The organism is Pseudomonas sp. GW821-FHT01E05, from assembly GCF_059422425.1.
In genome coordinates, this window is record NZ_JBWKWW010000006.1 from 20,512 (window position 1) to 35,410 (window position 14,899).

Below are 14,899 nucleotides of genomic sequence, written 5' to 3' on the forward strand. Positions count from 1 at the left end.
GCATCGACGTCTTTAACGACCCGCACAGCATTCCATCGACCGAATGATCCATGCGAGATCCCAAGGCCTTAGCTCAACCATCAAGGCCGGCACACGGGCGTTTGTCGCCCGTGTTTTCACACTGATGCTGACATTATCTGGATGCAGTTGGCATCGATGTTTCGTATGACTGTATCGAGCAAAATCTCATGCGCCTTAGGATAAGTCCTACATATTTTAAGGAAGAGGGTGCTTAGGATCGCCGCCTTTGAACGTTCAGGCCAGACCGCAAGGCACCGGGCTGAGCGGTTTGCAAAACAGTCTGTTTACCAAGGAGCTATCCATGCCCGTCAGCCACTCATTCTTCGCTGTCACACCTCTCGCACGTTTTCTCAAACTCGCCATACTCACACCGTTGTTGTTGATCAGCCCGAACGGACTGGCGCAGACCTTGATCGATAATGGCTCTTCCAAGACCATCGATGCCGCCACCACGGTTGACGATTATCTGGTAGAGAGCGCAAGCAAACTGACGGCCAACGGTGCCACTACCGACCAGATCCGCGCAACCACGGGTTCGAATGTCGTGTTTAACGGTTCCCATGTCACCGCTAAAGGCACCACTAACGGGGTCGATCTGTCCGCCAGTGAAACGACTATTTCCAATAAAAGCACAGTTGTTAGCAGTCGCACCGGGTTACGTCTGGCGCAAACGGTCAACGGTGGCTCCACGGCGCTGGTTCAGGGCAGTGAGATCATTGGTGGTCAGTTTGGAGCAACCCTCAGTTCCAAAAGTCAGCTGACCCTCGAAGCAGGCTCCAAAGTAACCGGCAGCAACGCCGATGGCATCGGTATCCGCAGCTTCGGCGGCAAAATCTCGGCCACTGACAGCAGCATTGTGGGTGGGCTCAATGGTGTGAGCCTGTTCGCCGACCTCAACCTGTCTGCCGACAACGCGTTGATCCTGAATAAAACTCATGTCGAAGGGCTGAGTGGTTCGGCGATCATCGTCGACGGCCAGACCCAGACCAACACCGAACGCGTGAACATCGAAGTCAACAACGGCTCCACCTTGGTGGGTGGCAACGGTACGTTGCTGGAAGTCATCAATGGTTCTTCGGCGAGCTTCAAGGCCAATAACAGCCATCTGATCGGCGATATTGTGGTGGCGGCAGGCAGCAGTGCCGATGTCGTGCTCGACCATTCCGCCACGCTGACCGGTCGCCTTGAAAACGTTCAGGGTCTGACGGTCAACAACGATGCCCGTTGGGTGATGGTCGGTGATGGCGAGGTCGCGAACCTTGCCATGAACGGCGGTGGCATCCAGTTCGGCAATCCGGGCGAGTTCTACAAGCTGTCGGTGGGCAACCTTTCGGGTGCTGGCACGTTCTTCATGCACACGAACTTCGCCACCGGTCAGGTCGATACGCTGACCGTTACCGGGACGGCCAGCGGCAATCACACGTTATCGATCGATGCCAGCGGGTCCGAACCGGGGGCTGCCGGTGCCATACCGGTGGTCCACATCGCTGCCGGCGATGCCCAGTTTTCCCTGAAGGACGGCCCGGTGGATCTGGGGGCCTTCTCCTACGACCTGATCAAGCAGGGCAACAACGACTGGTACCTGAACACTGCCTCGAAAGTCATCAGTCCGGGCACCCAATCGGTACTGGCACTGTTCAATGCTGCGCCGACGGTCTGGTATGGCGAGCTCAGCACCTTGCGCAGCCGCATGGGCGAAGTGCGCATGGACGAGGGCAAGGCCGGTGGCTGGATCCGCGCGTACGGCAACAAGTTCGATGTTAGCGCCAGTTCCGGCCTGGCGTATCAGCAAACCCAGCAAGGCCTGTCTTTCGGTGCCGACGCGCCTTTGCCGGTCGGTGACGGCCAGTGGCTGGTGGGCGTGCTGGGTGGTTACAGCAAATCCGACCTGGACCTGAGTCGCGGTACCAGCGGTACAGTCAACAGCTACTACATGGGTGCCTACACCACCTGGCTGGACGACCAAAGCGGCTACTACTTCGACGGCGTGCTCAAGTTCAACCGTTTCCAGAACGAATCCAAAGTGCAGCTCAGTGACGGCAACCAGACCAAGGGCAGTTACGACAACAACGGTGTCGGTGCGTCCCTGGAGTTCGGTCGTCATATCAAACTGGCCGATGACTACTTTGTCGAGCCGTTCACTCAACTGTCGGGTGTGATCATTCAGGGCAAGGATTACGACCTGGATAACGGCCTGTCCGCCGAAGGCAATCGCACGCGCTCTCTGCTAGGTAAAGCCGGTGCGACTGCCGGGCGCAACTTCAACCTGGGTGAGGGCAAGGTGGTGCAGCCGTATCTTCGCGCCGCGTATGTGCATGAGTTCGCCAAGAACAACGAAGTCAAGGTCAACAACAACGTATTCAACAATGACCTGTCGGGTTCCCGTGGTGAGCTAGGCGCAGGTTTGGCCATGACGCTGACCGACAAGGTTTCGCTACACGCTGATTTCGATTACAGCAACGGCGACAAGATTGAACAGCCGTGGGGTGCCAACGTGGGTATGCGCTATAGCTGGTAACCCAATGATTTGAGGCGGCTGCGTGGGGAAGGGCTGCTGCACTGCGGGTTCAATGTTCTTTATGTGACGCGAGGAAGAAGGCTGCGGCCATTATTCCTCGCTCTTTTCTAAGGAGTCTTGTTCATGAGCAAGCCTACAAACACTCAATCCTCCAGCAGCCTCAGACTGTTGCCTGAGCCCCGCGTGGATGGATTACTTGACGATGTTCCCAACGGTGAACCCAATCTGCTCCCGGAAGCCGCGACACACGATGACCTGAAGGTCTGGTTTGAACTATGGGAGCACTCCGATCCGACGCTGGGTGAAGAGTCAGTTGAGCTGTTCTTTGACGACGTATCCGTAGATACCCGTTATTGGAGTGACGCGCCTATCGAGGCGTCAGACCGGTTTGTTACATTGCCCAAACGACTACTGCGCGGCAATGACGGGCAACATCGGTTGCGTTACAAGGTGACGGCTTATAACGATGAGACAGATGATTCCTCTGAGTTGGTGATTACACTCGATACTGCTGCGCCTGTTCTTGCTACTGACAGCCAATTGATTTTCCCTCCCGCCGTTCTCCCGCCTAACACAGTCACCGACCTATACCTTAAGGCCCATGAGAATCAGCTGCTGCCGGATCTCCCAACATATACAACCCCAAGACCCTGGGACCGCATCGAATGGTTCTGGGGGACAGGCGCCGGTGACTTCAATTCAGGCGGAGTCATTGTGCTGGACGATCGAAATTACGCTGATCCCGTGGTGGTAACGATTCCAGGTGACTTGATTCGCGCCCGAGGGGACGGCCAGCGCTTCGTGCAATATCGGGTGCAAGATCGTGCGGGTAACACCAGTACGTATTCGGCTCATGTCCAACTGAGCATTGCCGCCACCCCGATCCCGCGCACGCTTCCTCCGTCAAAGGTCAAGGAAGCTACGGGAGGCCCGTCGAGCGGTGTGCTGAGCCCGAGCAATGCCATTAGTGGTGTAACAGTAGTCATTCCTCCCGAGGCGGTCATCTATGACGGGGAGCCAGTGTTTGTGCAATGGGCCGAGCAGGGCAGTGCAGGGGGGTATCGAACGGACATACCGACACCTGTGGGTTCCCGGGAATACAAAATCCCGAGCGACAAGGTTGCCTTTCACGTAGGGAAATCCCTGCCCGTGCGTTACGAGGTGTTCGAGACCGGCGTCGTGGCCCCCTATATATCGCAGACGTATACCTTGCGGGTCGAAGCGTTGGGCGGAATGCCCACTGTTCAATGCGACAAGGTGTCGGGCGCAAGGTTGAGTGTGGGGAGCATTGCGGACGGCGGGTACGCCAATTTCACGCTCGCACGCTGGACCCTCATGTCTACGAACCAGTACATCACCATCAAGGTGATAGGCGTTGGCAGCAATAGCCAGGCGCTCGAGATTCCTGTATTGACGGAGTTTCCTGTCCCGGAAGTGGCGCAAACCATTGCTGTCGGGCGTATTTCAAAGGCTGATCTGCAACGTTTCAAACTCAATGTCGGTTTCGAGGTGCGGGTTAGCGTGAGCTTCGACGGTAAGGAGACCTGGCAGCGCTTTCCATCGTTGACGCCGACACTGGTCGCTTAAGGTTTACGGGGGAGCGGAAGCGGGTTTGCCGGTAACGGCAAACCCGCTTTTTTGTCGTGGGTTACTCGAGGTTTATTTGTAGGTAACGGTGAAGTTCAGCGCACCTTTGGCCAGGCCAGGGCGAACCGCGCTGGTGGGCTCGGTCTGGTAGAAACGGGCAGTGAAATCCAGGACCGTGGTGCCGGGGGAAATCGCGATCAAGGGCACTTCTGTGTTCAATTCCATTGGGGTGATGCCGTCGCCTTTGAGTATTTGAATACCCACGCCCTGGGCATCCGAATCGGAGGTCAGGCTGAAGATTCCACTGGTCGTGGGGCCGATGGGCACTGATCCCCTGACCCCTTCGAGCTGGATATTGGCGGTTGCAACGAAACCACCACCTGTATCGGTTTCGCAGGAACTTAACGTGATATTGAAAGGCACGAGCGTTGTGGTGTAACCCGGGCCGGTGAAGTCTGCGGCATCCCAGTCGCCGAGCTGAACGGGGTCGGCGCTGACGGGATTGGCGCCGACGGTGCATTGGGCCTGAATAATAGTGCCGCTCAACCCATAACCGAACACCTTGCCCAAATCGGGGAAGTGACCGCTGAACAGCTCGCTGCCATCGAGTGTGTGCGCCCCGACAGGCAAAGGTCCGGTTTTCACCAGCGTGACCCGGTTGCTCAGAGGATTGAGCCGAATGTATGTGAGCAACTGTTTGTCGTTGTACCCGTCATAGGGAACTGTCGGGGTGCCGCCGATGGGAACGAAGGAGTTATCCCCTCGGCCATCGAGCGGAATGCCCAGTTTGACGCGTACGCCAACGCCCGGAATGTTGGTTTGCAGAATCTTGCCAGTGACATCTTCACCATTGATCGGATCCAGCGGGCCGGGAAACACAGGGGCCGTGGCTCGGGCATTGAACATCAAGTACTGGGTGCCATTATTCAGGCATTCCGCAGTCATGGCCGGGTTGTCCGGTGTGTTCGCGAGCATGTCAACGGTGCCTATGACGGATCCGACGCGGGCGTCCCGAGGAATGTACAAGGTGCCGATGTTGCGTTGATAGTTTTTCACTGTCGACCCGGCGGGGGCCCACCAGCAATCGGCCATCGCCAGGGGCGACAGACAAGTACCGATCAGAAGTGCTCCACGCAGTAGTGTTCCACGCAACAGTCGGTGTATCGAAGATTTCATGCTGAATTTCCTGATGGATAGCTGTTGACGCGCACCGTCTTTCCTTTGATCAGAGGCATGTCAGTTCCTGCAATCGGTAGCCCTGTACTTGCTCCATGCTGTCGGGGTCGACGTTCAGTCGGCACTGCGGATCGCTCTGATCACCCCAGCGTACGTCGAGTGTCTGTGGCTCGGCGCCGGTGGAGAGCATCATTTGCCCGGCCTGGCCGACGGTGCCGATGACGGTGCCTGCGCCATCGCTGACCTGTGCGCCGAAAGGCAGTGGCTGGCCTGTGGCGGTGCGGCCAGTGATGACCAGGCGATTGACCGAGCGCGCCGGGAACGTAGCCTTGACCACGGCTCCGCGTCTGGGCACGACCTGAGCGCTGCCATTTTCGATTTCCACCTCGGGACCTAGCTGGTCGGTCTGTAACACGACGTGATTGACCCGATAAGGGCGCAGATACGGAACGAGGGCGTAGCCACGTTCGTTCGTCTCCACGCCGGTGGCATTCACGACGCCGACCCCGGCGATGTCTGGCACCTGGACCAGTGCGCTGGTTTCGCCCAGAGAGGGCCCGACATTGATGCCATCTGCGTGTAGCAACACGGCGCCGCTGGCGTTGATTGACGTGCTGCGGTAATCCCGGCCTTGGGTCAGCCCGGCACCGACACTGCCAAAGGGCGCCTGATAGCCGACTGAAAGTGCTGCCGCCTGTTGGCGTTTCTCATCGGAGCTCAGGCTGACCCGGTAGTTGAGCCGGTTCTCATCGACGCTGCCACCCAGGCTGGTGCGCTGGCTGTAGTGCTCACCGTTATTCTGAACATCGAAGGTCGCAGTACTTGAGTGACCGAAATCAAGGGGCATCGACACGTTCAGACCGAACTGTCGGTCGGTGCCGTGGGTATTGCTTAGTGATTGCGAGGTGTACAGGTTGTAGCTGACACCCTGGTATTGGGTGTTGAAGTTGAACTGGTATTGACGTTGTTCGTGACTGCTCCCCCAGTAGTCCTGATGTGACAGTGTCAGGCTTACTGCACTGCGACTGCCGAGATGCTGATAGATAGACCCCTCCAGACGACTGCGCCGGCTACCGTAGAACGTCGAGCTGTTGCTGCGTTGGCTGACCGCTTCGTCGAAATCCCGATAGCCTTCGGTGGAGTAGCGATAACCGGCGAAACGCAGATTGGTCCTGGTCGCAAAAGACTTGCCGTATTTCACGGCGTAACTCATGCCTTGGACATTGTGCGTGTCCAGTGTGTCGATGTCGGTGTTCGAGCGGGTAACGTCCAGGGACACGGCGCCGATTGATCCCAGGTCTTTGGCGAGGCCCAGAGTGCCGGCACGATAGAAATCACTGGCCATCAGGCCGCCATACAGTGTTGAGTTCCAGGCCGTGCCCATGGCCAGCGTGCCCTGCCAGAACAACGGATCATCTTGATTGCTCGCCGAGTGGTAGCGCCCCAATGCACCGCTGTAACGCCATACGCCCTCACGCAACAAGTTGCCGATGGTAGCGTAGGGCTGGGTAAAGCGTCGAACCTGGCCATCGGCCTCGGTCAGAACGATTTCCAGCTCGCCGCCACCGCCAATGGTGCTCAGATCGTCGATTTCATACGGGCCAGGGCTGACATAAGTGGAATAGATCGGGTAACCGTTTTGCAGAACTTCCAGTTTGGCGCGGGTTTGTGCCACACCGCGGATGATCGGTGCATAACCTTGCACGGCATCGGGCAGCATGCCCATGTCTGAATTGATCAAGGCACCTTTGATCGGCACGCTTCTGAACACATCGCTGCCGGTAAAGGTTTCGCCCAAGGTCAGATTGGCATGGGTGCCGGGGAGGTCGCGCTGCGCATAGGTATAGGCACTGGTCCATACACGCTTGCCCTCTTCGTCCTGGCGCATCGACTGGTTGCTGCGCAAGCGCCAAGGGCCAAGATTGATGCCGCTGTTCAGGTACAGGTCGTCACTGTTGTTTTTGCCGCCATAGCGGCTGGAGCCTTGCTGCGCCGAGACCTGGTAGTTGACGAAAGCGGCGTTGATGCCGTAGTCCCAGCGTTCGGGGTCTACGTGACCAATGACATCACGCCGCATGGCGATCTGTGGAATAGAGATCGCCAGCCGTAGTTTGTTGGCGTCGAAGTCGATCTCGGCACCAGGGATCAATACAAACAGATCGACGCAAGAGGCCAGCAATAGCGAGGGGTCGGCCAGTCTGTCGAGCCGTACACCCAGCTGTTCCAATAGCTCGGAGGACAGGCAAGGCAGCAGGCGGTCACTGTCCGGGTCGAGTTCGAAGGCAATCTCGCGCTGGCCGAAATAACGCAGATTGATCTGAATATCCACCCAGTAACGTCCAGGCCCCAGTTCGCTACGATTGGCCAGAGCGCTAAGGGTCAGGGCGCCGGCATCGCTGGCGTGCGCCGGGCTTTGGCGCATGAAACCGGATTGGAATTCGACGGGTTGGGTCGCCAGCGCGGGCTTGATTTCAAACAGAATGGCACTGCTGCTGCCGACGAAGAGTAGTTGAGCGAGACGCAGGCGCTTGGGTCTGGCCGCGTACCGGCGCTCGAGTGAAGTAGTCATGGTTATTTTCCTGGCAGTTAATGCAGTGGGCACTGCCTCAAGGGGCCAGTTGAATCGGCACGGTCATTGGCACACTAAAACCGCCGTAGTCGTTGATCGCCGAGAACACTACCTGCATGCCCTGATGGGGCTTGATGCCGCTCAGGGCGTAGCGCTGGGTGTTGAATGGCTCGACCATGATTGCGTTCTGCACGGGCTGATTCTGGCCCTTGTCGGTCACTTCAAGGCGCACGAAAGAAACGTGGAAAGGGGTCGGATTGTTCACGATCAGATGAGTCTGGCCGCTGGCGTCCTTGATCGACCACTGCAAGTCTTTCAGTCGCGTCATGGGGTTGTCCTTGATCTGGCTGGGGCGATAAAACAATTTGACGCGGGTACGTAGGGCAATATTCAGGGCATTGCCATCGTTGGCTTCTGCCTGCGGAATTTCCTGCAGATTGAAATAGAACAGTGACTCGCGATCGGCGGGCAGGGTGTTGGGCAAACCGTTGATCTGTACCTGTTGTTCTTTGCCTGGGTTGAGTCGAAACAGCGGCGGCGAAGGGATGAACGGCACAGCAGTGGTGTCGTCGTCGCTGGCCGTATTGACCCAGGTTTGCGCCGCGAAAGGTCGGTTGCTGGGGTTGGCGACGATCAACGAAGTACTGCGCTTGTCGCTGTCGAAGACCACGCGGGTGCCATTGAGCGTCAAGGCCGCCTGGCTGACGGGAATATAAGATGCAAGCATGAATACAGTCATGCAGGCGCCAAGGGTCGGGCGGACAGTGGCCGCCTGCTTGATCAAGCCGAACATAGGTCAGTACCTTCTATCCAGGCAGAAACCTGTGCCTGGACAGCATTGAGAGGCCCCTTGATCACGATGTGCGATCAAGGGGCAAGGAGTGGGGGGTATCAGTTGATCGCGACAACGAACTGAACGTCGGCCGAGGCGACGCCAGCCGTCACAGCAGCGGCTGTCGAGCGGTAATAGGCGTTGAAACGCATATCGGTTGGGCCGGTATCTTCGAGGTCGTAATCAGCAGATGCTGCGCCGGGGGCGATCGATGCGCCGGATTTGTCCTTGAGTACGATAACGACATTTCTGGCGCCATCCGCAGTCGGGGTGACCGCGAAGTAATTGCCGCTGATATCGGCAGTACCGTTGAAGGTGACCTTGGCGGTGCTGCCAGTAGTGATGCCGCAGCCTGGAACGCCTGAGACGCGCAAGGCAAAGCTCTTGCCGGCGTATTCCTGGCCGATAGCGGTAAAACGGCTGGACTCGATGCTGCCCATTTTTACCAGATTGCCAATGGTGCCATCTTCCGGGTTGACAACCTCAATCGGGCAGGTGCTGGAGGTGATCTTACCTTCGAAGTTAATGGTGCCGGTATTGGCGAATGCCGAAGTGCCGGCCAGGGTTGCTGCGAGGCCCAGGGAAAGTGCAAGTAAATGTTGTTTCATGATAAATCCTTAGTTGGAGAGAATGCCCGTCATCGCATCGGTTTTGATGCCGGGTTTAGTGTTGCTGGTGATATCAGTTAGTTGTGTGGCGGTGTCATGACGGGGCGGTATTCTAGGTGGGGTTTTAGCTTTAAGATAGGTTACGAAACCGCTGAGGTGGGGGCGCTTGATGTAGGATAATTCGTTATTTTTTTTGATCGTGATCGGAGGCAGGAGGTAGGCGTTTTTATTGAAGCCTTTAGAACTTGAGGTTGATGTGTACAGTTTTCGATTGTGGACTTTGTGAATGCTTATATGGTGGGGTTTTTCTTAGGATCAGAAAAAAGTACTGGATTGCCATGTTTTATCCAGTGCCGAGTACAGTAAGTATTTATTGAGGTTCTGGGCGACAAGAACATAGGCTCTTGTCGCCCTACAGGCGAGGGCTCAATAGCGAGGATTATTAGCGTCTAAAACTGCTTGTGAAGGAGTTCCCGTTTGTGAAGCGCTCACTGCTTTTTTCACTATGTTATTACCAGCTAATTGTCCATTGCTATTACGCGCCTCGAGAATGTACTGAGTTGCCATATCCAATTCGCTCTTTATTGTAGGTCCGGGGACAGGCGGTATAAGCTTTGGTGCCTGACTCGCGATTTCTAAATTGAGTGGTGCACCATTAGGTATCGATGGAAGTGATGAAACGTTCACTACAGTCGGGTTGCCAATCGTAGATCCGGCCGTATTGTTGGAAGGTATTCCCGCTATTTTATTTGGAACTTTGAACCGCGTCCCACCTCCCAAGTGAGCCATCATTGAAGTCTTAAAGTTACTGTTCCCAAGATTCGAAGAAGACGCGTGGGCAATATTGGCCATACTACTGACCGATGCCCTCTTGGCCGTTTCCTTGGTGACGGCACTGAGCAAGCTCCTCACCCCGTTGTAACCACTATAGACAATAGTGGGCGCCGCTACGGCCAGCGCCGCATACCCCAAATACCCCCCCCACTTGGCGGCTTGTTCATCACCGTTGGCGGCCGCGACTGCACTGGCGGCGGTCGATCCAGCGGTAAGGGCTGTACCCACCGCCAGTAGCGTACCCTTGGCGATGATGGGAGCCGTGAGTGGGGTGGCAACGCCAAATGTGGCAATCGTGGCAACGACCCCAACGACAACAAACACGGCGCCCACCGCCACGCCGATCCAGGATTCCCAGCCGCCTCCCTGTTTCAGCGCAGGCAGCACGTCCTCATCCGGCCGCCGCAGCCTGCCACTCCATCCGATCGCTTCGTGCCCTGTCGGGTCGCGCAGCGCAATCGGATTGCCCAGGCAATAGGTATAGGGGTTTACACCGCCGCTGCCAAACGGGCTACGCGAGTCCGGGCTGTGGAAGCGCATCAGGCCCGGGTTGTAAGCCCGATAACCGCGGCCCAGCAGGTACCAGCCACTGACTTCGTCGCGCACTTCACCGTTGAACGCCAGCAGGCTCTGTAGCATGTTTTCACTGTGGCGTTCGCCATAGGCGCTGTAGACGACCGTGCGCAGGTCGCTTTGTTGGCTTTCACCAATAACGCTGTGGTTCGCGTCGGTCAGTAATAACAATGTTTGTGAGTTGTCTGTGGCTTGTTGTCCGAGGGGTTGGCCGTGGTAGAGAAACTGGGTTTGGCGATCATCCTGAACGATATTGCTCAGTTGTTCGTCCTGATAAAAACGCAAGGTCTGGCTTTCATTGCCTTGTTGTGAGGTGACCAGATGATCGTGGCCGTCATAACGATACTGGCTGACGGACTGGCCCAAGGCATTCTCCACACCCAGCAGACGGTTCTGACTGTCGTAGCTCAGGCGTTGGCCGCGTTCATCGTTGAGTTGGCAACCGTTGAGGTCGTAAGTGAACGTCGGGTTGGCTGTCGCTCTTGCCGGCGTATAGGCAATACCCTGGAGCTGGCAGGGGTCATCGGTCGCGTACGTGAATATCGCCCGCTCGAAGGTACCGTTGGGGAATCTCGTCAGCACTAGCTTGATATTGTCCAGCGCATCGAACGAGAAGATCTGGCTGCTGATCTCCCTGCCTTCACTGTCCCTGGGCAGTGTAGTGCCCTCGCAATTGTGGTTGGTCAGCCGGCCCCGTCGGTCATAGGCGAACGTCTCCTTGAGCAGGCTGATCCCGGCTTGTTGAAGATGTCGACCTTCCAGCAGGCCATCAGGCTGCCAGGTTTGCGCCTGGGTGCGCGGCGGCTGCTGGTTCAGGGTCAGCGTGCGCAGAACTTCACGGCCGTGATCGTCATACTGCAGTTCGGTCACCAGCGTGCTGTTTGCGGTCAGGTCCTTGGTGGTGGTGCGCCAGAGTTGGCCCAGGTGGTTGTATTCGAACCCTGCCAGAATCTGGCCCTGCTGGATACTGTCCACCCGTCCAAGAGCATCGTAGTCATAGACGGTGTCCCGCCCGTCGCTGTCCCGTTGCTTCAAGTCGGTTCGTTTGAGCTGGCGGCCTTGCATGGAGCTTGAATAATGGGTCTCCCAGGCTTCCCCTTGTTTATCGACCCAACGTTCGACGCGCAATTGGTTGGCGGTGTCGTAGCCATACTCGCGTGTACCTTGTTCATTTTGCGCGAGGGTCAGCCGCGAGCTGGTTGAGTCATACGTAAAACCTGCGGTTTCGTCTGGCGCACGACTGCTGATAGGTTGGTCAGTGAGAACCAGGTTGTAGTCGTATTCGATGGACTGATTGGCCGGCGTGATCCTTTCCTTGATCTGCATCTTGCCGGGGTCGTAGGTAAAGCGCTCCGTACGGTTGCCAGCCGTGGTTCGGGTCAGGCGTTCCAGGCCGTCGAACTCTTGTTCACCTACGACAGTCGTCACTCCATTGCCGTTGACGCTGAGGGCGACGGCTAATTCCGAGGTGCTGTGTGGGGCATAGGTGCGGCTGACGATGCTGTCGTCGGGCAGGGTGCTGCTGACCAGGCGCGACCAGGCGTCATACGTGAATCGGGTGATGTATTTCGATGTGTCTTCGTGCTGGGTGCAACGACCCAGGCCGTCGTAGAGGTAGGTTTGTGTCGCGATTTCTTCCTGGTCTGCACCCAGGGTACGGACCCGGGTGGGTTTGCCGAACCGGTTGAGCCAGGTTTCGCTCAGGCCGATGATCGTGGGGCTCGGGCCCGCGCTCTGGATCCAGCTACGCAGGATCGGTCCTTGCGACGCAGGCGTTCCGATCGGGTCGATGCTTTGATGGGACTCGACGCCATCGGCGCCAATCACGCAGTCTTGTTGCGCCCAGTCGTCATGGTGGAAAGTGCTCTTGAGCGCCAGGGGCGCTCCATCCAGCCAGTCGTATTCAGTCTGTTCAGCCAAATCGCCCCAGGCATTGTAAATGGCCGCATAGGTTTGTCGGGTTCGGCCCGGGTCATTGCTATCGACATGGTCGCGCTCCTGGAAAACCAAGCGGCCCAACCCGTCGAGAACACTGCGCGTTCTGATCTGTCTGGCGTTGATGCTGACCTGCTCGGCCTGCTGCCCGAACTGTGTGCTGAGAATGTATTCATAGCGGCGGCTGGCCGTGAAGTCAGTACCGGGGGCGACAATTTCGCTCGTCACTTGACCCAGGACGTCGTACTGGTAGTGGGTTTCAACATCGTCAATGCGGCTTAACAGTTCTTGCGAGGTGATCAACGAGTGTTGGCGAAGGACAGCTTTGCTGACGTCATCGAAATCAGTACTCACGGTTTCCGTGGTTTGTTGCACCGGCACACCCAATTGGCGGCTGACGAACTTGCGGAAGTCATAATCAACGCGGGTGGATTTTTCGTTCAGAGTTGCCGTCTGGCGCGTGACACGGCCATGCAGGAACGCATCACTCGGAGCGTTGCTGTGTTCGAACAGCGTACGCTCCAGCTCGGTTTCACCGCTGGTTTGTACCTGCACCAGGGTTTGGCTCTCGACCGTGATCCAGTTTTCCAGTGGGCTGCCGGCCAGCGGCGGTAAGGCCTTGTAGCGATAGCGGGTACGCAATGTCGGGGCGTTGCCGGCAGGCGACGCCGGAGTCACGGTCTGCTCCTTGAGGTGCCGCACAAAGCCCTCGGGGTCGGCCGGACAGCCATCGGCGCCCGCGGCGGGATACCAGATGCAGATTTCGACTACGCCATTGGCCTGGGTCTGCTCCAGCAGGTTGCCGTGGTTGTCGTAGGTGCTACTGAGGGTTTCACTGCGCCGGTGGGTCGGATTATCGAGCAGCGACCAGGTGGTTTTGACTTCTTTGGGCAACTGGCAGTACCGGGGCTGCTGGTCGAACGCGACGTTCGGCGTCAGGTAATACGTAGTTTCGACGGTCTCGACCTTGTTGTTCTGGGTGGTCGTTTCGGTGGTCAGCAGGTGGAACTGGTTGAATTTGCGTTCGATTTTTCGGACCGGTTGCGGTTGCGGCGCCGGTACCGATTCGGTAGGTGGATCTGTTACCCACAGGGTTTCGATGCACACATACTCGTAGGCGCCAATGTGTTTGTAGAGGTTGTCGAGACCGTCATTATCCCACGGTACGGAAAGGCCGAAACCCACGAAATTCGTTTCGCTTTTTCCCGGCCCTTCGCTTTTGTAGGTGTACCGAACATCGACCGCCGGCTGGTCGAATCCCGGATACGTCAGATGCTTTGTCACCCGTGGCAGGGCCGAGCGACCGCTGCCGGCCGGGAACTGGTGACCGAGGTCTTGATAGGACATTTCCTCACGTCCACCGGTGGGCGTCTCCACCCAGGTCATGCACAGCTGATCGCGGACAAGGGTGTAGCCAAAGCGCCAGGACGCCTGGTTCTCGGTCGGCAGAGTGATCTGGGTCACGCGCTTGTCAGACGCGCCCAAGGTCATGACGAAGCGCGCCAACGGCCCGCCGTCAGGGCCGCCGAACGGCTGCAGCAGTACCTCGACGAAGGTGCTCTCGCGCTTGACCGTCAGCAGGGTCTGGCCCGAATCATCCTTGATCCAGGCCAGTAGCTGGTGAGTGCCGCTGAACGGCTTATAGCCGAGGGTGACCTTGTGCCCCGTGGGCGAATGAATCTCGACGGGCAACGCCACCCGGTTCTGGGCGCTGCCCTGCACCTCAAGGATCTCGACCAGGCCGGACTTGTGTACGACCCGGTAACGGGTGCTGCCTTCCGGATAGAAATGAAAGCTGTCGAGTTTCTTTTCCTTCATGGTCAACTGGCCAGTGACGCTGTCGCTGCCGGTGACCTTGAAGGTTTCGCCGGTGCTCAGCGACAGGATCTGGTTGCCGGGCGTGTATTGCGACAGTTGCAGGTTCCAGCCATGGCCGTAGCCACTGTCCAGAGTATTGAGCGGGCTGTACGCCAGTGCCAGAGCAAAGCCCGGGCCGCGCAAGTCATTGGTTTGAATCTCGGGAAAGTTGATCGCTACTGTATATAAACCGGTGCGCGGGTCAACGCCATTCTTCATTGAACTCATGAAGTTAAGCGCGTTGGAGTGTACGGAGCTGGCGACAGTCATTGATATGAACCTCTTTGACGGTTAAATAAGAAAAGCCGGTAGTCGGAACGCAAGTGGGTATCAATAACGTCAGCGTCTACCACCGCTGAATTCAAGCGGGCTGTAATAATAAAGAAGCC

General features: G+C 57.4%; 7 protein-coding genes. 2 read left to right on the plus strand and 5 right to left on the minus strand.

Annotated elements, in window-relative coordinates:
* Positions 1–322 precede the first annotated feature (322 nt).
* Together AC07W5_RS14445 and AC07W5_RS14450 are read left to right on the plus strand one after the other, a co-directional pair.
* Positions 323–2,539 carry an autotransporter outer membrane beta-barrel domain-containing protein gene (locus AC07W5_RS14445; RefSeq protein ID WP_495023647.1) on the plus strand — a complete coding sequence of 739 codons (2,217 nt, stop codon included), beginning with the start codon at positions 323–325 and terminating at the stop codon, positions 2,537–2,539.
* Between the two features lie 123 nt (positions 2,540–2,662).
* Positions 2,663–4,126: a hypothetical protein gene (locus tag AC07W5_RS14450; protein WP_495023648.1), complete on the plus strand. Its 1,464-nt coding sequence runs from the start codon at positions 2,663–2,665 to the stop codon at positions 4,124–4,126.
* A gap of 72 nt (positions 4,127–4,198) precedes the next feature.
* Here the strand turns inward: AC07W5_RS14450 and AC07W5_RS14455 are convergent, their stop codons facing one another.
* From AC07W5_RS14455 to AC07W5_RS14475, 5 genes are all read right to left on the minus strand, one after another.
* Positions 4,199–5,302, minus strand: a complete 1,104-nt coding sequence (locus tag AC07W5_RS14455; RefSeq protein WP_495023649.1) for a fimbrial protein — start codon at positions 5,300–5,302, stop codon at positions 4,199–4,201.
* A 49-nt stretch (positions 5,303–5,351) separates the two neighbouring features.
* Positions 5,352–7,871: a fimbria/pilus outer membrane usher protein gene (locus AC07W5_RS14460; protein WP_495023650.1), complete on the minus strand. Its 2,520-nt coding sequence runs from the start codon at positions 7,869–7,871 to the stop codon at positions 5,352–5,354.
* Between the two features lie 37 nt (positions 7,872–7,908).
* On the minus strand, positions 7,909–8,664 hold the full coding sequence (locus tag AC07W5_RS14465) for a fimbrial biogenesis chaperone (RefSeq protein ID WP_495023651.1): 756 nt from the start codon (positions 8,662–8,664) through the stop codon (positions 7,909–7,911).
* Positions 8,665–8,762: 98 nt separating this feature from the next.
* A complete protein-coding gene (locus tag AC07W5_RS14470; RefSeq protein ID WP_495023652.1) occupies positions 8,763–9,311 on the minus strand; it encodes a fimbrial protein in 549 nt (182 codons plus the stop codon).
* 426 nt (positions 9,312–9,737) lie between these two features.
* On the minus strand, positions 9,738–14,780 hold the full coding sequence (locus AC07W5_RS14475) for an RHS repeat-associated core domain-containing protein (protein ID WP_495023653.1): 5,043 nt from the start codon (positions 14,778–14,780) through the stop codon (positions 9,738–9,740).
* Positions 14,781–14,899: the final 119 nt, after the last annotated feature.

What these genes read in the sequence shown, in the direction of transcription:
- AC07W5_RS14470 (WP_495023652.1), bottom strand. Translation starts at nt 9,311, where the DNA reads ATGAAACAACATTTACTTGCACTTTCCCTGGGCCTCGCAGCAACCCTG.
- AC07W5_RS14445 (WP_495023647.1), top strand. Translation starts at nt 323, where the DNA reads ATGCCCGTCAGCCACTCATTCTTCGCTGTCACACCTCTCGCACGTTTT.
- AC07W5_RS14460 (WP_495023650.1), bottom strand. Translation starts at nt 7,871, where the DNA reads ATGACTACTTCACTCGAGCGCCGGTACGCGGCCAGACCCAAGCGCCTG.
- AC07W5_RS14455 (WP_495023649.1), bottom strand. Translation starts at nt 5,302, where the DNA reads ATGAAATCTTCGATACACCGACTGTTGCGTGGAACACTACTGCGTGGA.
- AC07W5_RS14465 (WP_495023651.1), bottom strand. Translation starts at nt 8,664, where the DNA reads ATGTTCGGCTTGATCAAGCAGGCGGCCACTGTCCGCCCGACCCTTGGC.
- AC07W5_RS14475 (WP_495023653.1), bottom strand. Translation starts at nt 14,780, where the DNA reads ATGACTGTCGCCAGCTCCGTACACTCCAACGCGCTTAACTTCATGAGT.
- AC07W5_RS14450 (WP_495023648.1), top strand. Translation starts at nt 2,663, where the DNA reads ATGAGCAAGCCTACAAACACTCAATCCTCCAGCAGCCTCAGACTGTTG.